The sequence below is a fragment of the Nocardia araoensis NBRC 100135 genome, assembly GCF_000308435.1.
GTDB classification, from domain to species: Bacteria; Actinomycetota; Actinomycetes; order Mycobacteriales; family Mycobacteriaceae; genus Nocardia; species Nocardia araoensis.
Genome location: NZ_BAFR01000342.1, coordinates 1 through 22,031 on the forward strand (window position 1 = coordinate 1; position 22,031 = coordinate 22,031).

Sequence of the window (22,031 nt, forward strand, 5' to 3'; positions counted from 1 at the left end):
GCGCAGATGTTCTTGACCCAGTCGACATTCCGGCCGTACGTCAGCGCGATCCGATAGGCGCCGTCCTGCTCGAAGACCATGACCGGGGTGCGGTAGGACCGTCCCGACTTCCTGCCCTTGTGCAGCACGATGCCGAAGCCGGGCGCGCGTCCCGCGACCAGGCCCGCGGTCGGGTTCGTGACATGCCGGTTGAAATTCGCCAGTGCGTGCGGAAGCACCATGGGCGGCGATCCTCTCTCCCTGTGGCGTGCGGAGTTCACGTTACTCTCGACCCATGTCCGCGCCGCCGCAGCATCGCGAGTCACCCCACGCCGGAGATCCGAGCGCCGAAACGATCGCGGTCTACGATGCGGCGGGCAACCCGGTGGGCGCCGCCGAGCGGGCCACGGTCTACCGCGACGGATTGTGGCACGCCAGCGCGGGCGTGCTCCTGCGGTCGGGTGACGGCGAGCGCGTCTACGTGCACCGCCGCACCGACACCAAGCTCGTTTTCGCGAGCATGCACGACTGTCTGGCCGGTGGTGTGGTCGCACCCGGCGAAACGCCGCGCGACACGGCCCTGCGCGAACTGGCCGAAGAACTGGGCGTCACGCCGGACCCCGCCGAGGTTTCCCCGGAACCGCTGGCGACGGTGTCTTGGGACGGCGAATGGGCCGGTCGGCCGATGCGCTGTCATTTGTTCGCGTACGAGTTGCGCTACGACGGGCCGGTCCGCCACCAATCCGAGGAGATCGCCGCGGGATGGTGGTGGACCGACGCCGAGTTGCTCGCGCGGCTGGCCGATCCGGACTGGCCGTTCGTCCCGGACACCCGCCTGCTGATCACGGATCTGCTGGCAGGCGCCCGGTCTGCGCAGGACGGCGGGGCCAGGCCCTGATCAGCTGGACGAGGCGACGGATGCGGCCCAAGCGGCGAACGCACCGGGATTGCGTGTCTGCAACAGCACCCGGCCGGGACCGGTGAAATCGAAGACGAAGCCCTCGCCGGATTTCAACGACTGGATCGATCGACCCGACACCGCTCGCCGGATGTTGAAATTCATCGCCAGGTCGTAGGCGACCACGTGCCCGGTGTCGATCGTGATCGGCTCACCCGGCTGCAGATCGATCACATCGATCGCACCGAAGACGCCCACCACGATCTCCCCCTCGCCGTGCGCGCGCAGACCGAACCCGCCTTCGCCGCCGAACAGATTGGCGAAACCGCCCCACTTGCTCTCCACTTGCACGCCGTGCGAATTGGCGATCCAGCCACCGCGACTGATGAAGAAGGGCCGATCGGGCGTGATCTGCAAATTCAGCATGTCGCCGGGCAGCGCGGGCGCCACGTCGACCCATCCGCCCTGCGGCGGCGCGGTGAAAGTCGAGACGAAGAACGATTCCCCTGCCAGCATCGATCGCTTCAGTCCGGCCAGGATGCCGCCCTCGGCCTTGGCCTGCAATGTGACTCCCGCCGAATGAGCCACCATGGCGCCGCTCTCGACCCGCATCGGCTCGCCCCCGGCGAGAAAGCACCGCGCGACGGCGGCGGCGGGACTGTGGCGCAGTTGTACTTTCATGTCCGCCGACCCTACCGCCGACTTCTCCACGGCGGGAACGGTTGTCAGAGCAGATCGCGCAGTGCGGCGTCGTCGCGGGCCACCACCGCACCGCCGTCCGCGGTGAGCACGATCGGCCGCTGGATCAGTCCCGGATGTTCGACCAGCGCTTCGATCCAGCGGTCCCGGTCGGCGGCCGTCCGCGCCCAGCTCGCCATGCCGAGATCCTTGGCGATCTGCTCGCCGGTGCGGGTGATGTCCCACGGTTCGGCGTTCAACCGCCGCAACACCTCACGCAACTCGGCTGCCGTCGGCGGCTGGTCCAGGTACTTTCGCACGGTGTGGTCGACACCGGCCTCGTTCAGGAACGCGGTGGCGTTGCGGCTCTTGCTGCACCGCGGGTTGTGCCAGATCTCTGTCTGCCCGGAAGTCATGCACGCAGGGTACCGAGGGCGCGCAGCGCGCCCGCCCAGTGCCCACTGGCGGATCTCGGACGTTGCCCCGCCGAGCGTGGGGCATGCCTCGATACTGGAAGCCATGACTGAGCGCGCGTCGTCCGAAAACCCTTACGGCACACCGACCACATCCGGTCCCGAACGCATCCCCTCGTATCAGGGCGTGATGAATCGGGTCGTGCGCACGCTGCTGCGCGTGCCGGGCCTGTCCGGCGTCGTCGGCAAGCGGCTGATGATCCTGCACGTCGTCGGGCGCAAGTCGGGGAAGGTCTACGACGTCCCGGTGGCCTACACCCGGCACGGCGACAGCCTGCTGATCGGCACCGCCCTGCGTCCGTGGGTGAAGAATCTGCGGGCGGGCGATCCGGTGCGGGCCTCCTTCGGTGGCGAGCCGCGCACCTTCGACCCGGTCGTCCACACCTCCGAGGCCGACGTGCTGCGGCTCTACGAGATCGTCGCAAGGGACAACAAGCAGAACGCGAAATACAACGGCATCGGCTTCACCGCCGACGGTTCACCCGCCAAGGCCGATATCTACCAGACCTGGCAGCAGGGCGGCGTCGTGGTGGAACTGACGCCGCACTGAGTCGGCCGGTCAGCTTCCGACGTAGCCGTCGGCGACGTCGAGCACTTCGTCGACGATCTCGAGGCCGGTCCGCAGCTCGTCGGCCGTCGTGGTCAGCGGCGGCGCGATCTGGAAGCGATTGCCCGCGTTGAACGGCCACAGCCCGCGCGCTTTGGCCGCCGCGGTCACCGCGGCCATCGGTTCGGCGTCCGCGCCCGCCGCCGCGAATGGGATCAGGGGCTGCCTGCTGCCCTGATCCCGGACCAGTTCCAGCGCCCAGAAGAAGCCGAGCCCGCGGACCTCGCCGACGCTCGGATGACGACCGGCGAGTTCGCGCAGACCTTTTCCGAGCACATCGGCGCCCACCGCCCGCACATGATCGAGGATTCCCTCACGCTCGAAGACCGCGATCGAGGCGACACCCGCCGCGCAGGCCAGCGGGTGGCCCGCGTAGGTGAGACCACCGGGATACACCACGTGGTCGTAGCGCTGCGCGATCCGCTCGGCCATGAGCACGCCGCCGAGCGGGACGTAGCCGGAGTTCACTCCCTTGGCGAAGGTGATGATGTCCGGCTCGACGCCGAAGGCCTGTACCGCGAACCATTCGCCCACCCGGCCGAACCCGACCATCACTTCGTCGGCGATGTAGACGATGCCGAACTCGTCGCACAGCGCTCGCACGCCGGCCAGATAACCCGGCGGCGGGACGAGCACACCGTTGGTGCCGACCACCGTCTCCAGGATGAGTCCCGCGATGTGCTGCGGCCCCTCCAGCTCGATCACCTGACGCAGGTGCCGTAGCGCGGCGGCCGTCTCTTCCTCGGGAGTCGCCGTGCCCCACGGTGACCGGTACGGATAGGGCCCGAAGAACCGCACCACGTCGACGTTGGTCGGCTCCGCACCCCAGCGACGCGGTTCCCCGGTAAGACCGATCGCCACACCGGTGCCGCCGTGGTAGGAGCGGTAGGCGGCGAGCATTTTCGTCCGCCCGGTGTAGCTTCGCGCCAGACGCACCGCGTGCTCGACGGCCTCGGCGCCGCCTGTGGTGAACAGGATCCGGTTCAGCTCGCCGGGAGCCCGCTCGACGATCAACCGGGCCAGTTCGCTGCGCACGTCGTTGCCCACCGTCGGCGAGATCGTCGCCAACCGCTGCGCCTGGGCGACGATCGCCGCGACGATGTCGGGATGCTGGTGTCCGATGTTCACGTTGACCAGCTGGGAGGAGAAGTCCAGGTAGCGCTTGCCGGTGTCGTCCCAGAAGTAGGAGCCGAACGCCCCGGTGATCGGAGCCGGGTGCACCTGCGCCTGCGCGCTCCAAGGATAGAAGACGTGATCTGACCCGCTCATGGGGCGAATTCCCCCTTCGAACCTGGATAGAACAGCACATTGGCACCATAGCCCTATCGGAGCGCCTGCGCGGCTGGAGGCGCGGCATATGACGGGAACTGTCCCGCCTGTGATTCCCCACAGGTCAGGAAGCCTCGGCCACGCTGTCACGCATTCCGGAGCCACGGCAGGAGCAATGGTCGAGCTGCCGCTCGCCCCTATGCGCCGCCATCGCCCGAATGCGGCTGGGTACTCGTTGCGTCCGGTCGATACTCATGGCCAGATCATGGACCGTGAGCTGGTCGCCTCACGGGGCTGGGTGCCGGGTGATCGCCTCGGCTGGCGTATCAGCGGCGGAGTCGCCGTCCTGTCCTCCCGCGCGGACGGCTCGGCCGCGGTGACGCGGAAGGGCCACCTTCGATTGCCGGCGGAACTGCGGCACCTCGTGGGCGCCGAGATCGGCACCCGCGTGCTGATAGTTGCCCCCACCGCTACGCCGTCGCTGCTTCTCGTCCCGATGTATTTGCTCGACGACATGGTCGCGCACAGTGTGCTCGAAGTACTCGGAGGTGAACTGTCGTGACTGCCGACTCTCCCGATGTCGCCAGTATCGAGGCCGCAGCCCTCCTCCTGAGCAAACTCGGCGTCACTCCCGAGGACCTGCTGGGAGCGGGCTCGTCCTCCCGCACACCTCGACCGACCTTCGCCACGTATATCCCGCAACTTCTCGCCGCTATGCCCGCAGGAGGGACACGGAAGGCATATAAGAGCTGCTGGACAAGAATTCTCGAGGTCCCTGGCTGGCCCGACCGGCCGATCGACGACCCCACCACCACTGATCTCGAACAATTGATTGGGACCTTGAGAACTCTCCGTCCGATCCGCAGCAACGATCGCGGAGGGCGAGTGGCCGCACAGAACACGATCGCCGCGTTGCGGTACCTGTATCGCAAGGCCGAGAACGACGGACATATTCCGGACGGTCGCAGCCCTGCTCGCAAGCTGATCAGACCCCGAAGTCAGCCATCGAGCCGCCGGGCCATCTCGAGTTCGGTTTTGGAAGAAATCAACCAAGTCGCCGGAAGCACCGGAAACGATCCGGAGCTCGACACTCTCCTGCTGCGCCTGCACACCGAGACGGCCTGCCGGATCTGCGGTGCGTTGGCATTGCGGCGTCTGGACCTCGACCCGGGGCAGTGCTTGATCCGGTTGCGGGAGAAGGGAGGTAGCGAACGCTGGCAACCGGTCTCCCCCACCCTGATGGGGGCGCTTCTCCGGCATCATGAAATCCGGGGCGGTCGACCCGACGAGCGGCTGCTGCGCAATCGCAACGGTAAACCGATGACACGCAAGCGATACGAAATCCTCTGGAATCGCATGCGCGAGTATGTACCGCAAGCCGCCGTGCATCGCTTCTCCACCCACTGGCTGCGGCACACGACCCTCACCTGGGTCGAGAGGCACTACGGCCAAGCGGTGGCTCGCGAGTTCGCCGGTCACGCTCTGAGTTCAGGATCCGTGACAGACGTCTACACCCGCGCAACGATCGTCGAAGTCGCACAAGCCCTCGTCGGCCTGACCGCAGAACCGCATCCGCTCGTCCGTCACATCGAGCGCGACATTGTCGGCGATCGCTCCGATTCACCGTAGAGGGCGGACATCGAATGACATTGATTGCCTCATCGACTCAACAATGCCTGCGACCGCAGCATCTCGACGAAATCGGCAATAGCCCGATCATGCTGGGCCACGGTCGTCGGCTCAACCGCCGCGTACATCGTGAGTATGTCGGCCGTGCGCCCCTTGGAGACGTGACTGGCGCGTGCCAATGCGAGCCTGCCCGGCAACGGCAACCAGCGTTGTTCGAGCAGACGTCGTACTGCGCATCTACTTGCTGCGCATGTAGATGCGCCCCCCACACCGTTGCCATCGCGGTCGCCATTGCCGCCGATCATCGCGGCCGAATACGGCGACAGCATCCCGACTGCGCGCATCCAGTCGCATTAGAACCGTGAGGAACGCCGGCACGAAAGAGCGTTGTCGACCACCGTCACGTCCATCTACCAACCCCGTGTGTACCAGTCGTCCGCGCGCTGATCACGTCATCCCAGGGACCCCTCTATGACCGATATCGCCATAGCCCCATCCACCACCGTCGTGCACACCGCACATTCGCTCGCCGCCCGCAAGCCGCGTGCAAACGCGTTCTTCTGGACAGTCCTCGGTGCCGCGGCCACCGTCAGCATCACCGGCAACGCTACCCAAGCCCTCCTGCACGACACCGTACTTCCCGCCGTCGCCGCAGCCGTCGCGATCATCCCGCCTCTCGCGCTCTTGGCCGCGGTCCATGGAGTGTCTGTACTACTGCGTGCACACGCCGGAGCTCGCGCCACCCACTGGATCGCCACAGCCATGACGGCCCTGATCGCCACCGGCGCGTTCTGGCTGTCATTCACCGCACTACGGTCGCTCGCAATCACCGCTGGCGTCCCGCACGGCGAAGCATGGTTGTGGCCCTTGATCATCGAAGGATCGATGGCACAGTCCACCGTTGCGCTGCTGGCACTCGCCCACTCCGCCAGCAGCGAGGTGCGTTCACACGCCTCCGATCGCACGAACGGTGAATCGCTCATGCCTCTGATGATCGATCCGGTCAGCGACCAGCGAGTCGAGGCTGCCGACCCGGAAAAGAACACGATCGACAGCGTGCACACGCCACGGGATGCGTCCGAGAGTAGGCGCCGAGACTTCGCGGAAATCGCAGCGCGACTGTGTGCACGCGACCCAGCGCGGCGCCGCGACCCCGAACTCGTCGCCCAAGCCCTTGCGCATCACCATCTCGACGGCTGGAACTCCACACGAATCGCCGACGAACTGAACAAGAGCCGTTCAACCATCAGTCGAATTCTCAGCGACGCAGCCACCTTCACCCCACGAAATGACCTGAGAAGGGAATAGTTGCGGCGACTGCCCGGCGAAAGATCGGGTCGATGACGCGTTCGACCCGACCAAAGCAACCATGAAAACCTACTTCGGTCTGCGCAGTCCCCTCGACGTCGTCAAAGAGATCGCCAACGACCCCGCCATGCAGGCCGAATTCGCGGACCTGATGTGAACCAGCCACCAGAGCTCGACACCACGATCGCGGAAATGCAAACCCGTGTCACGAAGATCCGGTCAGTCCTGGCTCACATCCGCGGCACAGGCACCGCAGCAAACGGCACCATCACAGCAATCATCGACGCCAGCGGACATCTACGCGACCTCAAACTCCCCCGCGACGCACACCGCTGGGGCGACAAACTCGCCCAACTGATCCTGCACGCGACCGCCGCCGCCGAACGCGACGCCGCTACGAAAGTCGATAAGGCAATGCAGCCGCTCCTCCGCGGCGAACGCGTCAAAGCCGGAATAGAAGCGATTCGGGAGACCTTTGCTCAGGTCGGCCCTCCACTGAACGCCACGACAGCGATGACCGAAGAAGAAGTTCAGGCCGCCGACGATGCCTACTTCGAACGCCTGAACCGCCGAGGCTGAAACAACAGCGCGTAGGCCCACAATCCTCAGGACTCGGCATCACAACGACGCGCCGAACCCGCCAACAACTCGGACCCGCCACAATGTCCCATCGTGGTCGACGAGTTGCCCACTCCCCCGTTGCCTGACCACCTGTCGGAGATGGCGTCATCTTCGTCGGTGGCCCGCTGGATGATCCGCGGCGCGCGGGTGACCGTCACCACGCCGAGCTGTGCACGGAAGGACTTGTCGATGCCGAAGCTCAGGAATCGCTCTCGACAGCAGATCGCGGAGGGTGTTGGATACCCCGCAGAGCTTTCGTTGCAGGTACTCGCACCACAGACACGCCGCTACAACCCGACGACGCGGGAGGGGGTTGGCCGTATGAATGTCGATCTGAGGTGTCCGCACTGCCATCAACTCGACTGGGTGCAGAGTGTGCCCGCTCTGCATGCCGATGGCGTGTCGACCAGCTTCGGGACAAGCGTTTATTCCGGTGTGGGACTCGCCCCGACGGGCCTGATGCCGGTGTTCGGCACGGCCACCGTCGACCGTACCCACACCACAGCACTCGCCCACAGCTTGGCCCGCGAGCCAGCCCGCACCCCCGCTGGGTGGATGACCTTCGCAGCCCTCATATTGCTCGTGCCAGCGCTGTCAGGGATCGTTCCGGCGATCGCTGGGATCGCGCATCCCGTGCCGGGGGTATCGCACGGTATCGCGGCCCTGGCCACGGTCATGTTCCTCGGGGGGTTAGCAGCGCCTGGCGCTGTCATGCTCACTGTTGCGGTGTGCCGTATTCGCCGCAACGGCCGCATCGTTCGAGGACGTTCCACCGCGCATGCGGTGTGGCAGGCCGGTTTCTACTGCCATCGGTGCGGTGTAGCGTTCTGGCCGCATTCTCCGGCCTCGGGTGTTCCCGCTCGCCAAGCGTTCGCCCCGCAGCAGTTCCGCTGGTTGGTGTGGAATGCCGGTGGCTACGCCAACGCCTGATCTCACCAGCCATGACAGCTTCAAGCCCGGGGGAAGGGCACGTCTCGAGTCGGTAGCCGCACCCTGGAGGGATCGATCTCAGCGCGCAATCCGCGCCAGCTCGGATGCCGTAGCGCGCCGATGAACTCTCGGTACTCGACGGTGCCCACCAGTTGGGGTTCACCCACCGCGCCGCCGCCACCCGCCATGACGGAGCAGGGCAGTGGAACGGGCTGTCGGTTGTGGTCAATGCCTTCAACCGTTCGAGCAGTGCCCGCCGCGCGGCCATTGTGAAGCCGGTGCCGACGTGCCCGATGTAGACCAAACGGTTCGACTCGTCGTAGGCACCCAGGATCAGCGAGCCCAGCGCGCCCCGCTCGCCGCCGCCGCTGCTGGGAACCCAGCCTGCGATGATCACCTCTGTCGTCTGCCGGATCGCCGTCTTCAGCCACAGCCGGGAACGTGTCCCCGGCCGGTACACGGAGTCGACGCGTTTGCTGACCACACCTTCCAGCCGGTGGGAGGCGGCGGTGTCGAGCATGGTGCCGACCGGGATGTCGGTCCATTCACTGCCCGACACTGGTGTCGGAACTCGCTGTGCGAGTGTAGTTGACGTGCGACATCCGGGGTTGCTCGGGTAACACGGGCTCTGTGTGAATGCGCGATGTAGGGCATTCGGTCTCATTCCTCAGCGCATAGAAGGACCCCTACCTTGCCGCACTCGCTCCCTGCGACGGCGCCGACGCGCGGCAGGTACTCGCCGACCGGCTGGACCGCGTCGCCGCATTGCCGGATGCGCGATGGGGCTCAGCGCCTCGGCCGCGAAAAACTCGGCTGATCAGTTCCAGTGCACTAGAGGTTCGACCCTCGGGAGGACGGAAACCGGCGTGCGAGGTTCAGCGCGGTGCGCAGGCCGCGCCGAGGGAATGCGCCGACACCGATCGCAGGGTGTGCGCCGAATTTGCGTTCGGAGGCGGTTTCTGGTGCGTCGTCGGAGGTCGCGGTCAGGAAGCTGTCCGGTAGGGCCAACTTGTGAATGGTGCGCAGGGTCAATAGGTACTGCCGGATCAGCGGTCCGGTGGTGTACGGCAGGTCGTATTTGTCACACAACGCGCGTACGCGCCGGGCGATCTCGGCGTACCGGTTGCTGGGCAGGTCGGGAAACAGATGGTGTTCGATCTGATGGCACAGGTTTCCGCTCAGGAATGCCAGCACCGGCCCGGCCTGGAAATTCGCGGTCCCGAGCATCTGCCGCAGATACCACTGGGCCTTGGTCTCGTGCTGCACGGCAGCGGGAGTGAATTTCTCTGCGCCGTCAGGGAAATGACCGCAGAATATCACCACATACGCCCAGAGATTGCGCAGCGTATTGGCGGCGAAGTTCGCGGCGAGTGTGCGACGCCAGTGCCGCCCGCTCAGCGCCGGAAAGAGCACGTAGTCCTTGCCGATCTGCCGCGCGATCTTCCCGATCAGTGCTCTGGTCTGGGCGGTCTTCTCCGCCGGGGTGGCCGCGCGGTCGCGCTCGGAGTACAGATCGTGCAGAGCGATCCCCCACTCGAAAGTCGCCGCCAGAAACAGGTTCTGCAGTGGCTGCAACAGCAGCCATGGTCCCCACCGCTGGTCGCGGGTCATCCGCATCACGCCGAACCCGATGTCGTCGTCCATGCCGAGGACATTGGTGTACACATGATGGCGATAGTTGTGCGAATAGCGCCACTGGGACGACAGACCCGTCATGTCCCATTCCCAAGTGCTGGAATGGATTTCCGGGTCGTTCATCCAATCCCATTGGCCGTGGCACACATTGTGGCCGATTTCCATGTTCTCGATGCTCTTTGCCGCCGCCAGCGCCGTCGTCCCCAGCAACCAGTCGCGTTTCGTTCGGGTGCAGGCGATCACCAGTCGGGCCGTGACATCCAGTATTCGTTGGAACGCGATCGTCCGACGGATATAGGCGGCATCCCGGGCGCCGCGCCGATCCAGGATGTCACGGCGAATCGCGTCGAGTTCCCGCCCCAATGCTTCGACATCCGTATCGCTCAAGTGTGCGTAGACGGCTACCTGTGTGATTGCCATTCGTTATGTCCTCGAATCTCCTGAGCGCTTGCCGCGGACAAGTCCTACCCGCAGGCGGTCGAGACCGGGGTCAGTGTTCGAAGGCGTGTCTCAGCTTGCGCCCGGCTCGTTCGATGGTGCCGCCGGGACGCCTGCCGCCGATATCCGTTCGGCGGCGGCTGTCTTCGTCGGGTCTGGCGAGCAGCGTCTGCAACCTCACCCATCCTGCCCGGGCCCGGCTCGTGATCTTGTGCTTGATCGTCATCGGAATGTTCCTATCTCCCGGTCGCGCAGTTCGGCCACGAACTCCTCGCATCTGCCTACCAGCGGTTGGGCGAACCGGTTGCATCCAGCTTAAAGGCTGGCTACACCGTCTGTCTACAGCGTAGACTTACAACGGTAACAATGACAGCGTCCGGCCGAGAGGAGACGCTGATTCGATGAGCCGAATCAAGGCCGAACCAATCGGTTCCACAGACATTTCAGCAGGTCGCGCCGACCGCGGGGACACCACGAACACCCCACTGACCCGGTCTGCGATGCTGGTGGCCGCGCTCGGGATCATCGATCGTGAGAGTGTCGAGCACCTGTCGATGCGGCGCCTCGGCCAGGCGCTCGGCCGCGACCCGATGGTGCTGTACCGGCACGCGGCCAACAAAGCCGCACTGCTCGACGGGGTCGCCGAGATCGTGCTCGAACAGCTGACTGTCGAGCCCGCCGACCCCGACTGGCGCCGTCAACTGCGCATCATCGCCCGCGACTTCCGCCGGCTGGCCGTAGCGCACCCGAACGTGGTTCCACTGTTGGTCACCCACCCGCTGTCCACTCCGCTCGGACTGCGGCCACTCGGCACCCTGCGGCCGCTGGAACGGACTCTGGAGCTGCTCGTCCGAGCTGACTTCAGCAGGACCGACGCCCTGCACATCTACCGGGCGCTGTTCGGATTCCTCTATGGCCACGTCCTCAACGAGCTCCAGGAAATCGTCGAACGCCCTGAAGAGACCACCGACCTGCTGCGTCTGGGCCTGCACCGCCTACCGATCGGCGAGTTTCCCTTGCTTCGCGGTCTCGCCTCGGATCTGGCCGCCTACGACGGCGCAGCCGAGCTCGAACGCGGCCTGGACATCCTGATCACCGGTCTCACCGAGACCTTGAACCCGGCCGCGGCGCGGCCGAGATGGGAGCGTCGGCCATGACGCTACAACTGAGCAAAAACGCCCCGAGGTGGCAGACACCGTCCGTCCATCGACTGCGTTTCCAATTCGACACAGCGGGCACCGGCGGGGTGTGGCGGCCGTACGGCAACGACCTCGTGGCCGAGCTTCCCGATCTGCTCGCGGTGCTCGGGGTCCGGCTCGGCCCGATCCATCGAGTGATCTATCACCTCGACGAATGGACCATCACACCCCGCAAACTCGCCAACGCTGGGCGCCAGGTCCGGCTCGACGGCTACCGGCACAAGCCCGCGCACACCATCGATGTCCTCGGGGTCAGCGGCGGCAGACTCGCCGTGCGAGTCGACCTTGGGTCCACCGGCGATGCCGAAACGATTGCCGCACAGCAATGCTGGGATTCCGAAGGCGGTTCCCTCGAAGGCGGTTCCCTCGAGGCAGGCTGAGTGACACGTCATCGCCCGGGACCCGGCAGCGTGGCGCTGAGACCGGTGAGCAGGATGTCCAGACCGCGTTCGAGTTCGGCCGCGCCGTCGTAGGCGGCCAAGACCGGTGCCAGTTCTCGCAACAACGGGAACTGGCCGATCGGCAGGCGGTGCAGCCCGAGCCGCAGCACATCGTCGGTCTCCTCGGGACGCTCCACGATCTCCTGCAACTCGTTCAGAACGTGGCCATAGAGGAATCCGAACACCGCACGGTAGATGTGCAGCGCGTCGGCACCGGAAAACCCCGCGCGAGTGAGCAACTGGAGGATGTCTTCCAGCGGACGGACCACCGCATAGGGACGCAACCCCAATGGTGTGGCCAGCGGCCGGGTCACCAGCAGCGGCACCACCCGCGGATGGGCCAGAGCCAGCCGGCGGAAATCGCGGGCGACCGCCCGCAACTGCGCCGCCCAGTCCGGGTCGGCGGCATCGACCGCCAGCTGTGCGAACACGATTTCGGCCACACCATCGAGCACCGCCGCCTTGTTCGGCACATGCCGGTAGATCACCATCGGGTCCCGCCCCACCGCCTCGGCCAGCCGCCGCATCGACAACCCGTCGACCCCATCGCGATCGATGATCTCGAGCGCCGCGGCCAGCACGGCCGCCCTGGTGACCGGACCGCTGCCCCCGCCGGTTCTCGCGCGAACCGGCCGCCGGTTCGGAACTTCGTCCATCCCGGATGCCTCCATCGTCCTCGCAATCTCCGATGACGTTACGAGTGTAGACCTACAACGTTGACATCACGAGGGAAACGGCGTGTACTGGACATACACGGCGACTATCCGGTCTGCGCGTCGCCGATCCAGACCGGATCAGGTATCCGCTCACGCTCATGCTCGCGGGCACCAACGGCCATCGGATCCGCGGGCGACGCCACCCCCGACCGCCGCCGCATGTCATACGCGCGGCCCCGGCGACCACCCACGCCATGGCGCGACCATGTGCGAACAACGCCTCGAGAGGACTCGAAATGCGATTCCACAGGAACACCAGCAACATCATGGCGCCCGAACAGATCCGCCCGCAGTACGCCCGCCATCGCGTTCCGCCCAACTACACACCCCGGTTGAGGTTGAAGCCGAAAGCCGACCGCGACGGATACCTCGACGGCGCGTGGTGGCCGCGCTCCCGCGAACTCACCACCGAACTGCCAGACCTCCTCGCCGTCCTGACCGTCCGACTCGGCCCCGTCTGGCGAGTCGTCTACGACCCCGCGTGCTGGTCGGACACGCCCCGGCAGACGACCGTCAACGGTCACACCGTCCGGCTCGATCCCTACCCCTTCGAACTGTGGAACACGATGTACGTCTTCGGCCGCGACCGCGGCCTGATCGTGCTCCGCGTAATCCCATCGTCCACCGCCGACGACACCGCGCACACGGCCCTGATGGCCGCCGTCACCCCCGCATCAGCAACCCGCACACCCCGATGAGCACAGGAACAGACATGCCCCGAATCGTTCGACAACGCCCGATCACCAACCATCACGACATGAGCCGGAATACCGGCCCGCCCGAACCCGACCGTCAACCCTTCCGAACACCGACCCGCACCCCACGCCTCCTGCTGCGTGAACCCGCCACCGGCTCCGAGCGCGTCGACGGCGCTTGGTGGCCTTGGACGAACAACCTTACCGCCGAACTGCACGACCTGATCAGCGCCCTCACCCCGCGCCTCGGCCCCACCGCTCGCGTCAGCTTCGACTGGAACGCGGTCAGTCTCAGCCAACGCCGCATCGACAACCCGGACGGCGTCGAAGTACACGGACCCGATACCGGTCAACCACCCGGCACCATGCACCTGCTCGGCACGAACGACGCCCAGCTGACTCTGCTCGTCATCCCCGCAGGCACCCCACCCGGCCAAGCAGACCACCAGATGCGGCGCGCGTCAGGGAAATCCTGAATCGGCGACCCCGGCCATGCAAGCTGCCGGACCTCCGGCTTAAGGACCGGTTCGATGCTCGTGGCCGCAACGATGTGCGCTTTACCGGCAGCGCACCCGGCTTGCCCAGCTTCGACCAGAGGCCCGGCAATGCAGAGAGCCGCGCGAGGGCTGTGAGGGCTTCGAGGTTCTCATGCCTCCTCTTCGCGGCGGACTCGAGCGCCGAGTGCAGGGATCGAGCGCGAACGCGCAATGGTTCGGCGCGCTGGTCGCAGCCGGCCACGACAGCCACGCCAGCTTGCGGTGCACCGGCTGGGTCAGAACGGGATACGGCTACGCGGGCTGCCGGAGTCCCTGGATCGGATCATCCGCGAGACCAGCCACCCGCTCGGTGCGTCGGTGCCGGCAGCGGTCGAGCGCTGGGCGCGGTTCCGGGATCCGGTATTCATCGCCGACGTCGAATAATCGTGAACTGACCGAAGCGGGCATCCTGCGGCACCTGAGTCTCCGGCGAATCCGTGCCGACCGCTCATCGGAGGATGTGTGTTGACCCGGATGAGTCCGCCCGTCGCGGTGGCAGCAGCACCAGGTTGCTGGCGCGGGTTTCGTGGGTGAGTTCGGTGATGACCGCGCAGAGGGTTTTGATCTGGTCGAGGTGTTCGCGTTCGCGGCCCTCGAGTTCCCTGATGCGATCGTGCGCGTCGGCCAGTTGCTGTTGCACCGCAATGGCATTTGCTGACGCAGGTGCTGAGCCGGTTTCGGCTTTGAACTCGGCGACAAGATCGGGGTGGTGTTCGTAGAGCCGTTGCCGAGACAGCGCAGCCTCGGTGGCGAGGGTGGAGATGGTGAGGGTGCCGCTGCTGCGGTGCGGTGCGCCGGTCAGTAGGCGCTGTGCGGCGTCGCGGATACGTCGACGCTCGTCTGCCAGTTGGGCAGAGCGGCTGGCGGTGCGAGACATGAGGCGAGGGGCTCCTGTCTAGGGTTTGCTGGATTCGTGAGCAGTGATGGCCTTTTCATGCTCAGCGAGCCGCTCGGCGATGCGGTGATGCAGCGGCATCGGGAGCCCGGGGCGGTTGAGGTCGCTGGCGAGGACGTTGGCGTGGCGGCGCAGCTGGGTGATGTCGCGGTCGGTGTAGGCGATGTTGGAGCAGCTCAGCCGGCATCGTGGCCAGACCGGTTCGCCCGTGTCAGCGGTGATGTCGCTGTGGCAGGCCGCGGTTTCGGGCCGGAACACGCATGTCAGTAATGCTCCGTGATGAATCTGGAGGTCGGGGTTGGCCAATGCGGCACTGGCTTGGGCGCCGGTGGTGATGGTGACGCCGTGGAAGTGGTGGGCATCTGCGATCCGGTGGCGATAAAGGGCGGCGGCTGGACCGGAGATGTGCTCGCCGTGGGCCAGTCGTTGGTGGTCGTCGTGGAGTTGCTCGGTGCGCAGCAGGAACTGCTCGAAGGTGATTTCGTCGAGGAATCCGGCGTCGGCTTGACCGGCGTAGCCGTGAGTCATGCCGGTGTAGAGGTGTCCGTATTGAGTGGCTGCGGCGATGGTGCCGCCTGGGCGGCGCACGATGTGCCAGGCCAGGGTGCGCCGCAACCGGCCGCCGGTGGCGGGGCCGTGCTCGTCGTCGCGGATGTGCGGATGGCCGATGGCGTCGGCGAGGGTGGTGTTGAACCAGGTGACGAAGTCGCGCAGGTCGTCGTTGATTTGTCCTTTGGTGCGGGTTCGGGTGGATTCGATCCAGTCGAGGGTTCCGAATTTCCCGAAGGGAAACAACGTCGCGGAGGGTGCGAGGTCTTGGAGGAGCGAGATGGCGTGAGCGACGTGTTCGTTGATGACCCAGGGAACGGTGGCTGGGGTTCGCTGCGCGCGCTCAGAGGTGGTTTTGAGCTGGCGCCCCGACAGGAAGATCATGCCGAGTTCTGCATCGCGGGTGACGCATCCGCGTCGCAGGTTGAGGACCTCCCCGATTCGCATTCCGGACAGATAGGCGATGACCAGGTAGCAGGCGGTGGTGACGTGACGAATCAGCGTACGCAGTTCGGGCGTCTCGATCGGCTGATGACGCCATGGTTTGCCCTCGACCTTGGTGAAACCGGTGACGCGTAGCAGCCCGGGCTCAACCGGGAGTCCGCTGCCTGCGATCGCTGCGGCGCCGCATTTGCGTTGAAGCTGTTGATACCCCAGCTGGCCGGCATGCGCTAGACCCAGTAAGTCGACGACCGTGCAGTCGTTCTCTTCGCGGCCCGGTAGCGGGAATCCTGCGGCGGCGAAGACCGGCAGGATGCGTTCGAGTCGCTGTTGGGTGGATCGCCAGCCATGCGGGGAGCGAGAGTCCTGTATGTGCAGATCCTCGGTGGCGCGAACGGCGAGGGTGCGCATGGCGACCAAGCGCCGGGCCGCGGGCAGGATGTCGGCGGCGATGGTCTCGGTGACCAGCAACGTTGCTGAGAGCAGTGTGCCCATCACGTCGGGGTGGATGCGGGGTGTGCGGTTGCCGACGCGGCGCGGGTCCGGGTCGTCGGCCAGCTCCGCCGCGCTGGCCCCACCCCAGATCACCGGCACGGTGATCCGGGCGAACTCGGGCAGCCAGTCGGCATACAGGTGCAGACGCTGGACGGTCAGCAGCCTGACGCGCTGGTGGGAGGAGGTGATGGGCTGGCTGAGGGTGTAGGCGTAGTAGGAATCCAGATCGGACTCGGTGATCGCGGTCAGTGTGGTGATCCTGCGGTTGTCCAGCCACCGCAGAAAGACCCGAAGGTGCCGCAGATCCGTCCAGATCGAGGGAATCGTCAGCACCCGCGACCGGGAGGTCGAGATCCGTGGTGCGTCCTCGATGATGTTGAGCAGCGCGAAGACATAGAACTTGCAGGCCAGCAGAAACGATTCCGGGTACGTGCCCCAGTGGATGATTTCGTTGGAATGATGGCGGTCGGGCAACGCCGGGAACAGGTCCCATGCCGGATCCGCGAATCGTGACAACACAGCGGTCGGGTCGTAGATGGGGCGCCGAGCCAGCACCGGGGTTTCCGCGGTGACCAGCAGATCGCCGATGACGACCTCGGCGGCAGGGTGGGGGTTGGTCATAACGAGTCGAGGTCTCCTGCCAGCAAGCGGACTGTCATGGTGCGGTGGGTGTCGGTGATCTGGGCTCGGGCGTGGTCGCGTTGCGCGGGCTCGAATTCGGCGATGATTTGTTCGAGCTGCGCGACCCGTCCGGCGAATTCGCCAACCCAGCGTGCTATCGGCATTGCGGCCCGCGCGGCCGCCAACTGGTCGAGCACCGCCAGCTGGAAGGGCAGATGCCGCGGGAACGCCCGTGCGTTCGAGCAGTCCAGACAGGTCAGAAACGTTTGCCGACAGCGACTGCCGCCGTCGTGTGGGGAATGTTCGTAATCCACGCAGGCGCCCACGACCGTGTCCGGGGCATCGATGGCGGGGCTGGTGTGCACCTGGATTCGGCGGCGGGCGAGTGCGTCGGTGACCTGAGCGTCGAGCGCTTCACGGATGATCTGGTAGCCCTCCTCGGTGACGGTGTGCATGTTGCGCAGGTATCGGCTCAGCGTGGCCGGGTTGTGGGCGACCGGTCGCCGGTGTCGCTCCAAGTGCGTCTTGCGTAGCCGACTCAACCCGAGGGCGCGGATCACCTCGTCGCGGTGAGGATCACCGGTGAGCAGGTCGCTGACCCACAGCGCGCGGCTGGAGTTGTTGATGCCGGGCGAGCGGTCGCTGAGACCGGTTGCGGCGCTGGCGTTGTAGAACGCGAACGCGAACTCGGTTCTCATCATCGCCCGCGCGGATGCGGTCAAGTCGACCAGCAGCATGAACACCCCGAAAGAGGTGGTCAGCGATGTGCGCAGCACCTGCTGCGGCCGCTGATCCTCCGGCAGCGGGTGTAGTTCGCTGCGCAGATCCGTCAGCGCCACGGTCATCGCTGCCCGCGGACCGCGTCGATATTTGATCGCGTCGACGAACACGATCCCCGGCTCATCCGGGGCTGTCGCTCGCGTGCGCGGGACCGGCAACTCGAAAACCGTCGAGGGATTCAACCCCGTCAACCCGACCAGCAGCGCACCGAATGCCCACACCTCCCCGGGCTCGAGGTGCACCAGCGACTTCAGCGGCCGCTCCGCCGCCCAGCCGGCGATCAGGACCGTCGGAGAGTTGAACCCGCTTGTGGTTGCCTTCGGCAGCTCGCCGGTGCGTAGGTAGTAATCCAGCACCGCGCCCAGACAGCGATCCGGATCCAAACGGTGGCGTGTGTCCAACTGCCCGGCCCGGAAGTTCTCCACCAACTGCCGGTGGGTCAGGATGCGGTCGCGGGCCTGCCGGATGATCCGGCGCAGCGCGATGGTGATCCACCGCCATTCCTGCTCGGTGTAGGGCTGGGCGCCGCTCTGGGGGCGACCATTCATGTGCCGGGAAATTTCGCGCATGACCTCCAGCCGCACAGTCGGGCAGTAGCCCAGTAGAGTCCGCAGCTGCGACACCGGCCGGTCCCCATTGGGTGTGCGCATCGCGTTGAGCATCATCCGGGCATCAGCGATGGTGAGTTCGGCCAGCCCGCTCATGGTGGGGCGGTTCTCGGCCAGCCAGAGCGTCGCTTTGCGGATCACTGTCCATACGCTGTTCGCCGATCCCAGCCGCCGCCGCGGCCCCAATGGGCCAATCGTCTCTGCGAACGCCGCAGCGAATTCTTCCCGAATCTCCTCCTGGCCTGGGAGAACCGAGAAGTTGAACGTCTTGCGCTGGCGGCCGTCCTCGCTGACGAACTCCACCACCATGCCACGCTGCCGCGGCGGTGGTCGCCAGCCCCGCGGCGGCAGGCCCGCCGCGCGCCCTTTGCCGCTCACGCGTTCGTTCCGGTCAGCACCCGCGGCTGCCCCACCGTCAAGGCGTCGACCAGACGCTCCAAGGCGTGGCGGTCATCGGCTTCCATCAACCCCATCAGCGCCTCGACCTCCAATGCCTTGAACGGTTCCAGATACACCTCGCGGGTGACCTCGGCGCTGCTGTGCCCCAACAGCGTCGCCATCAAATACCAGACATCACCCAGCTGATTGCGGAAATCGCGCTGCTCCTCCTTGCTCAGCAAGTCGGTGCGATGCCAGGCCACGAACGTGGCAATGCAATACCAGCGCAGCGCGAACGAATGCCGCAGCATATGCGGGCGACACCACAACCGCGGCGCCCCACCTGCGGTGCCCAGCGCCCGCGACACCCGGGTGTTGGCGCGGTCGAATGTCTTGTACCAGGCTTGCTTCGGCCGCGGTGTGCCGTCGTAGTTCAACCACAACCACACCGGCTCCAGCCCTCGATCACTCTCACGGAACAACCTCATCCGCAACTGCGGCGTCATCGCGTCCAGACGAATATCACGCAAACGACCGAGATCATCAACGACCCGAATCAGCCGGCTGTTGCGCACTTCGCGAAGCAACCATCGGCCCGCGACGCTGTCATATCGGCGTGCGGCCTGCGCACGCGCGATCGACGCACTCCGCCCGCCGTCCTCGACATAGAACCTCACCAGCCCCGCCACCCGACGCCGCATCCAAAACGGCCGGCCCACCGATCCCTTCGCGCACGCCGCCGACAACTGCCCCCGGAACAACCCCTGCTCATGCGGTGACGGCAACTCGATAGTCAACTGGCTCGACCACTCACCGAGACGCAACCCCGTGCCGAATAGTCCCTCGACAAAGGCAACATCACGGTCCTCGGTCCGCCCTCGCCACGCCTCGACCGGCAGCCCGTCAAGCGCGAAGCCCCGCAATCCGACATTGCGCCACAACCGAAACGCCTCAGGCGTCAACCACTTCACATCGGCACGGCGGATCGCTGCGGGCGTGCCCTCGAGCACTTCCCGCGCTGCCCTGCCATCGATTCCGCGCACAATCGCGCGAACCCGAACCGGGTTCTCCGCCCGGCCGTGGCGAGCCGCCCACTCGTAGAACCGGCGGATCGCCGCGCGATCGACCTGAAAAGAACTCGGCATCACCGCGTCTGGGTTCTCCTCCGTCGACAACCGCCACTGCTTGAACATCGCAAGCTCATCACGTCCGACCTCCTCCCACCGGACGCCGATTACGTGTAGGAAGTCCAGCCACACCTTCAGCGAAAACGCATACCGCCGGAGCGTGTCGACCTTCAAACCCATCGCGCCGGGCTTCGGCGCCCGCCAGAAGGCGTTGATCAACGGATCCGCGCGACCCCACGGATCCACGAAGAACGGCGTGCCGTCAACCGCACCGTTCTGCCGCGCCTGTGCCAGGACATCACCGACTCCCTCAACCAGATGATCGACGTTGGCCCACCGACGCTGAAAGTCGTAGAACCGCAACGTCCACCCACGCTCTGACAATAATCCGAAGTTCAAGCCTCACCGTCCGTCTCATGACCAATCGGGCAATGATCAACCATGAGTTCCGACAACTGTCGGGTGGGTGAGTGAAGGTCCAGTACGGCGGGACACGTACACCATTGCCGGTGATGTCGAGTTCGCTCAGGCGGGCGCGCCGCTCGACATAGGGCAGGGCCATGGTGCCGACACCGTCGCGTTCGAGCAGATCGAACACGAACAGCTCCACCGGCACGGCCGCGACCAGTTCGCGGGCAGGGCGGGTCAGGTGCATGCGCTGCTGCAGTCGGGCGAACGACGGCGCGCCGGTGCCCGGGTCGGGGGCGACGATCTCGCCGTCGACGATCATGTCGGTGCCGTGCGCGCGTTGCGTGAGCGCGGCGGCCAGCTCCGGGTAACACGCAGTGACGTTGTTGCGGTTGCGGCTGTACAACTCCACCCGCCCACCAGCGAGGCGACACACCGCACGCATGCCGTCCCATTTCATCTCGATCGCCCACCGTCCTGGTGTATCGGGCGGCCGACCGGCGGTCGCGAGCATCGGCGCAGGCACGGACACACCTGTCAGCGTATTCCTAGCGAATACCAACCAAATGGTGTGGTTCGCTAGGCTCGGGCGTGTGCAGTTCGAGGAAGGCTCCCTGATCCACCTGGTCGCAGGCGGGATGAGCGTGTTCCGCATCGTCGAACTCGGCGTCGACGGCGACCGACCAAAGCGTTGGTGCAAGCCGTCGGCGACGCCTCTGGCAGCTATCCGTGGACGACCGATCTGACCTACGCGGTGCCCGCCGACCAGCCCTAGCCGCCCGCCCGTCCGTCGGCGCCCGCTGTCCCCGCCTGCCGACGGACATCACCCCCTTCCCTCATCACCGTCCACGGAATGCCGCGGCACCGGTGGCTCGCCGGGAGCGGCGGTGCCGGTGACCGGTGGTGTGCGTGGACGGGCCGACGCGGCGGCGGTGTCGCCGCTCGGGGACGGTTCGCTCGGCGCGGCGGTTACCGGTGGCTGCGGTGTGGTGGGGTTGGGGTGGGTGCGCGCGGCGGTGAGCAGTTGCCGGACTTCTTTCAGGCTGATCTCGAGCAGGTCGGCGATGTCCTGCTCGGAGCCACCACGATCACGGATGGCGGCTGCGGCCGCGGCCTGGTCGGCGCGGTAGCGGGCGATCTCGCTGGCGGCGCGCGCTTCGAGGTCGCTGATCTGCTGGCGCAGCGCGGCGATGTCGTGATCGCGGGTGGTTTCACACGCGGTGATCGCTGCCCAGTCGGCGAGGTAGCGTTTGACCGCTTCATGGATGGCGCGCTCGCGCTGGCGGGCCAGTTCTCGGCGTTGTTTGCTGCGGGCGCGTGAGCGTTCCAGTCGCGCGGCGACTTCCGGGGATCGAGCGGTACGCGGGGACCGCGGTGGGCGACGCGAGGACATGGCCGGCCTCCTGAAATGTCGGGCCCGCCTGCCGATTCTCCCGAACTCGATGCTACCCGCTCCCGGCTACTGCCCTGCGCGCGAAACCCAGCGCACCTGCCCATCCTCGCCCACCCCCAATTTTGTCCATCCGATATCGAGGAGGTCGCGTCATGGCAGCAGTCGCTCCTCCGCCACGGCGAACAACGGGGCCACTCCCCGGTGGGGAACTGCTGGCCTCTGCTGGTGGTGCTGTGCTGGCGTCCGGCCCCGACCTGCGCAGCTATGACCACTATGTGATCAGTC

General features: G+C 66.2%; 26 protein-coding genes and 1 pseudogene. 12 read left to right on the forward strand and 15 right to left on the reverse strand.

What is annotated here, in order from left to right; all coding sequences use genetic code 11:
* Positions 1–221, reverse strand: a 221-nt coding sequence (locus tag ON21_RS32585; protein WP_039804509.1) for a nitroreductase/quinone reductase family protein, incomplete at its 3' end; no start/stop codon positions are given.
* A gap of 53 nt (positions 222–274) precedes the next feature.
* On the opposite strand from ON21_RS32585, the gene ON21_RS32590 reads away from it, so the two are divergent.
* The gene (locus ON21_RS32590; RefSeq protein ID WP_051021597.1) at positions 275–877 is read left to right on the forward strand and encodes an NUDIX hydrolase; all 603 of its coding nucleotides are present in this window, start codon (positions 275–277) and stop codon (positions 875–877) included.
* Here ON21_RS32590 and ON21_RS32595 read toward each other — a convergent pair whose 3' ends face one another.
* Both ON21_RS32595 and ON21_RS32600 read right to left on the reverse strand, forming a co-directional pair.
* Positions 878–1,558, reverse strand: a complete 681-nt coding sequence (locus ON21_RS32595; protein WP_039804511.1) for a TIGR00266 family protein — start codon at positions 1,556–1,558, stop codon at positions 878–880.
* Positions 1,559–1,602: 44 nt separating this feature from the next.
* Positions 1,603–1,971: an arsenate reductase family protein gene (locus ON21_RS32600; protein WP_039804512.1), complete on the reverse strand. Its 369-nt coding sequence runs from the start codon at positions 1,969–1,971 to the stop codon at positions 1,603–1,605.
* Between the two features lie 103 nt (positions 1,972–2,074).
* Here ON21_RS32600 and ON21_RS32605 point away from each other — a divergent pair, with 103 nt between their 5' ends.
* Positions 2,075–2,578, forward strand: a complete 504-nt coding sequence (locus ON21_RS32605; protein ID WP_157171125.1) for a nitroreductase/quinone reductase family protein — start codon at positions 2,075–2,077, stop codon at positions 2,576–2,578.
* Between the two features lie 9 nt (positions 2,579–2,587).
* On the opposite strand, the gene ON21_RS32610 is transcribed toward ON21_RS32605, so the two are convergent.
* The gene (locus ON21_RS32610; protein ID WP_039804515.1) at positions 2,588–3,904 is read right to left on the reverse strand and encodes an aspartate aminotransferase family protein; all 1,317 of its coding nucleotides are present in this window, start codon (positions 3,902–3,904) and stop codon (positions 2,588–2,590) included.
* A gap of 265 nt (positions 3,905–4,169) precedes the next feature.
* On the opposite strand from ON21_RS32610, the gene ON21_RS32615 reads away from it, so the two are divergent.
* On the forward strand, positions 4,170–4,466 hold the full coding sequence (locus tag ON21_RS32615; protein WP_039804517.1) for a hypothetical protein: 297 nt from the start codon (positions 4,170–4,172) through the stop codon (positions 4,464–4,466).
* Positions 4,463–5,533: a tyrosine-type recombinase/integrase gene (locus ON21_RS32620; protein ID WP_051021598.1), complete on the forward strand. Its 1,071-nt coding sequence runs from the start codon at positions 4,463–4,465 to the stop codon at positions 5,531–5,533. Before ON21_RS32615 ends, ON21_RS32620 begins: the two co-directional genes overlap by 4 nt.
* Positions 5,534–5,562: 29 nt before the next feature.
* On the opposite strand, the gene ON21_RS39045 is transcribed toward ON21_RS32620, so the two are convergent.
* Complete coding sequence (locus tag ON21_RS39045) at positions 5,563–5,877, reverse strand: hypothetical protein (RefSeq protein ID WP_157171126.1); 315 nt, start codon at positions 5,875–5,877, stop codon at positions 5,563–5,565.
* A gap of 127 nt (positions 5,878–6,004) precedes the next feature.
* Here ON21_RS39045 and ON21_RS36295 point away from each other — a divergent pair, with 127 nt between their 5' ends.
* The 3 genes from ON21_RS36295 to ON21_RS40455 all read left to right on the forward strand — a co-directional run bounded on the left by ON21_RS36295 (position 6,005) and on the right by ON21_RS40455 (position 8,392).
* Positions 6,005–6,841 carry a DUF2637 domain-containing protein gene (locus ON21_RS36295; protein ID WP_051021599.1) on the forward strand — a complete coding sequence of 279 codons (837 nt, stop codon included), beginning with the start codon at positions 6,005–6,007 and terminating at the stop codon, positions 6,839–6,841.
* A gap of 153 nt (positions 6,842–6,994) precedes the next feature.
* Complete coding sequence (locus ON21_RS32630; RefSeq protein WP_039804519.1) at positions 6,995–7,420, forward strand: YbaB/EbfC family nucleoid-associated protein; 426 nt, start codon at positions 6,995–6,997, stop codon at positions 7,418–7,420.
* A 93-nt stretch (positions 7,421–7,513) separates the two neighbouring features.
* The gene (locus ON21_RS40455; protein WP_039804521.1) at positions 7,514–8,392 is read left to right on the forward strand and encodes a hypothetical protein; all 879 of its coding nucleotides are present in this window, start codon (positions 7,514–7,516) and stop codon (positions 8,390–8,392) included.
* Positions 8,393–8,555: 163 nt separating this feature from the next.
* On the opposite strand, the pseudogene ON21_RS41170 reads toward ON21_RS40455, so the two are convergent.
* From ON21_RS41170 to ON21_RS39050, 3 genes and pseudogenes are all read right to left on the reverse strand, one after another.
* Positions 8,556–9,056 (reverse strand): annotated as a pseudogene (locus ON21_RS41170) (ATP dependent DNA ligase); the annotation flags it as partial.
* A gap of 167 nt (positions 9,057–9,223) precedes the next feature.
* Positions 9,224–10,447: a fatty acid desaturase family protein gene (locus tag ON21_RS32645; RefSeq protein ID WP_039804523.1), complete on the reverse strand. Its 1,224-nt coding sequence runs from the start codon at positions 10,445–10,447 to the stop codon at positions 9,224–9,226.
* 70 nt (positions 10,448–10,517) lie between these two features.
* Positions 10,518–10,691: a hypothetical protein gene (locus ON21_RS39050; protein ID WP_157171128.1), complete on the reverse strand. Its 174-nt coding sequence runs from the start codon at positions 10,689–10,691 to the stop codon at positions 10,518–10,520.
* Positions 10,692–10,866: 175 nt separating this feature from the next.
* Between ON21_RS39050 and ON21_RS32650 the strand changes: the two genes are divergently transcribed.
* Positions 10,867–11,622 carry a TetR/AcrR family transcriptional regulator C-terminal domain-containing protein gene (locus ON21_RS32650; RefSeq protein WP_083881038.1) on the forward strand — a complete coding sequence of 252 codons (756 nt, stop codon included), beginning with the start codon at positions 10,867–10,869 and terminating at the stop codon, positions 11,620–11,622.
* Positions 11,619–12,044, forward strand: coding sequence for a DUF5994 family protein (locus ON21_RS32655; RefSeq protein WP_083881040.1), 426 nt, complete (start codon positions 11,619–11,621; stop codon positions 12,042–12,044). Before ON21_RS32650 ends, ON21_RS32655 begins: the two co-directional genes overlap by 4 nt.
* An 8-nt stretch (positions 12,045–12,052) precedes the next feature.
* Here the strand turns inward: ON21_RS32655 and ON21_RS32660 are convergent, their stop codons facing one another.
* On the reverse strand, positions 12,053–12,760 hold the full coding sequence (locus ON21_RS32660) for a TetR/AcrR family transcriptional regulator C-terminal domain-containing protein (protein ID WP_039804525.1): 708 nt from the start codon (positions 12,758–12,760) through the stop codon (positions 12,053–12,055).
* Between the two features lie 296 nt (positions 12,761–13,056).
* Here ON21_RS32660 and ON21_RS32665 point away from each other — a divergent pair, with 296 nt between their 5' ends.
* A complete protein-coding gene (locus ON21_RS32665; protein ID WP_245562828.1) occupies positions 13,057–13,518 on the forward strand; it encodes a DUF5994 family protein in 462 nt (153 codons plus the stop codon).
* A gap of 59 nt (positions 13,519–13,577) precedes the next feature.
* Positions 13,578–13,991, forward strand: a complete 414-nt coding sequence (locus tag ON21_RS32670; RefSeq protein WP_039804527.1) for a DUF5994 family protein — start codon at positions 13,578–13,580, stop codon at positions 13,989–13,991.
* 508 nt (positions 13,992–14,499) lie between these two features.
* On the opposite strand, the gene ON21_RS36300 is transcribed toward ON21_RS32670, so the two are convergent.
* The 5 genes from ON21_RS36300 to ON21_RS32695 are packed head-to-tail and all read right to left on the reverse strand — an operon-like array spanning position 14,500 to position 20,885.
* Entirely contained in the window at positions 14,500–14,928 is a 429-nt protein-coding gene (locus ON21_RS36300) for a hypothetical protein (protein ID WP_051021601.1), read from the reverse strand.
* 18 nt (positions 14,929–14,946) lie between these two features.
* Positions 14,947–17,052, reverse strand: coding sequence for a site-specific integrase (locus ON21_RS37695; protein WP_051021602.1), 2,106 nt, complete (start codon positions 17,050–17,052; stop codon positions 14,947–14,949).
* Complete coding sequence (locus tag ON21_RS36310) at positions 17,049–18,818, reverse strand: hypothetical protein (RefSeq protein WP_157171129.1); 1,770 nt, start codon at positions 18,816–18,818, stop codon at positions 17,049–17,051. Before ON21_RS36310 ends, ON21_RS37695 begins: the two co-directional genes overlap by 4 nt.
* The gene (locus ON21_RS32690) at positions 18,815–20,308 is read right to left on the reverse strand and encodes a site-specific integrase (RefSeq protein WP_245562829.1); all 1,494 of its coding nucleotides are present in this window, start codon (positions 20,306–20,308) and stop codon (positions 18,815–18,817) included. The genes ON21_RS36310 and ON21_RS32690 overlap by 4 nt, the downstream gene beginning before the upstream one ends.
* The gene (locus tag ON21_RS32695; RefSeq protein ID WP_051021604.1) at positions 20,256–20,885 is read right to left on the reverse strand and encodes an ATP-dependent DNA ligase; all 630 of its coding nucleotides are present in this window, start codon (positions 20,883–20,885) and stop codon (positions 20,256–20,258) included. Before ON21_RS32695 ends, ON21_RS32690 begins: the two co-directional genes overlap by 53 nt.
* Positions 20,886–20,946: 61 nt before the next feature.
* Between ON21_RS32695 and ON21_RS39055 the strand changes: the two genes are divergently transcribed.
* Complete coding sequence (locus ON21_RS39055; protein ID WP_157171130.1) at positions 20,947–21,099, forward strand: hypothetical protein; 153 nt, start codon at positions 20,947–20,949, stop codon at positions 21,097–21,099.
* Between the two features lie 77 nt (positions 21,100–21,176).
* Here ON21_RS39055 and ON21_RS32700 read toward each other — a convergent pair whose 3' ends face one another.
* Positions 21,177–21,746 (reverse strand): hypothetical protein, encoded by a 570-nt coding sequence (locus ON21_RS32700; protein ID WP_039804531.1) that lies wholly within the window; start codon positions 21,744–21,746, stop codon positions 21,177–21,179.
* Positions 21,747–22,031 lie beyond the last annotated feature (285 nt).

Excerpts from the sequence above, each read along its gene's own strand:
- ON21_RS32590 (WP_051021597.1), top strand. The coding sequence starts at position 275 with ATGTCCGCGCCGCCGCAGCATCGCGAGTCACCCCACGCCGGAGATCCG.
- ON21_RS32595 (WP_039804511.1), bottom strand. The coding sequence starts at position 1,558 with ATGAAAGTACAACTGCGCCACAGTCCCGCCGCCGCCGTCGCGCGGTGC.
- ON21_RS32600 (WP_039804512.1), bottom strand. The coding sequence starts at position 1,971 with ATGACTTCCGGGCAGACAGAGATCTGGCACAACCCGCGGTGCAGCAAG.
- ON21_RS32605 (WP_157171125.1), top strand. The coding sequence starts at position 2,075 with ATGACTGAGCGCGCGTCGTCCGAAAACCCTTACGGCACACCGACCACA.
- ON21_RS32610 (WP_039804515.1), bottom strand. The coding sequence starts at position 3,904 with ATGAGCGGGTCAGATCACGTCTTCTATCCTTGGAGCGCGCAGGCGCAG.
- ON21_RS32615 (WP_039804517.1), top strand. The coding sequence starts at position 4,170 with ATGGACCGTGAGCTGGTCGCCTCACGGGGCTGGGTGCCGGGTGATCGC.
- ON21_RS39045 (WP_157171126.1), bottom strand. The coding sequence starts at position 5,877 with ATGCGCGCAGTCGGGATGCTGTCGCCGTATTCGGCCGCGATGATCGGC.
- ON21_RS36295 (WP_051021599.1), top strand. The coding sequence starts at position 6,005 with ATGACCGATATCGCCATAGCCCCATCCACCACCGTCGTGCACACCGCA.
- ON21_RS32645 (WP_039804523.1), bottom strand. The coding sequence starts at position 10,447 with ATGGCAATCACACAGGTAGCCGTCTACGCACACTTGAGCGATACGGAT.
- ON21_RS39050 (WP_157171128.1), bottom strand. The coding sequence starts at position 10,691 with ATGACGATCAAGCACAAGATCACGAGCCGGGCCCGGGCAGGATGGGTG.
- ON21_RS32650 (WP_083881038.1), top strand. The coding sequence starts at position 10,867 with ATGAGCCGAATCAAGGCCGAACCAATCGGTTCCACAGACATTTCAGCA.
- ON21_RS32655 (WP_083881040.1), top strand. The coding sequence starts at position 11,619 with ATGACGCTACAACTGAGCAAAAACGCCCCGAGGTGGCAGACACCGTCC.
- ON21_RS32660 (WP_039804525.1), bottom strand. The coding sequence starts at position 12,760 with ATGGACGAAGTTCCGAACCGGCGGCCGGTTCGCGCGAGAACCGGCGGG.
- ON21_RS32665 (WP_245562828.1), top strand. The coding sequence starts at position 13,057 with ATGCGATTCCACAGGAACACCAGCAACATCATGGCGCCCGAACAGATC.
- ON21_RS32670 (WP_039804527.1), top strand. The coding sequence starts at position 13,578 with ATGAGCCGGAATACCGGCCCGCCCGAACCCGACCGTCAACCCTTCCGA.
- ON21_RS36300 (WP_051021601.1), bottom strand. The coding sequence starts at position 14,928 with ATGTCTCGCACCGCCAGCCGCTCTGCCCAACTGGCAGACGAGCGTCGA.
- ON21_RS37695 (WP_051021602.1), bottom strand. The coding sequence starts at position 17,052 with ATGACCAACCCCCACCCTGCCGCCGAGGTCGTCATCGGCGATCTGCTG.
- ON21_RS32700 (WP_039804531.1), bottom strand. The coding sequence starts at position 21,746 with ATGTCCTCGCGTCGCCCACCGCGGTCCCCGCGTACCGCTCGATCCCCG.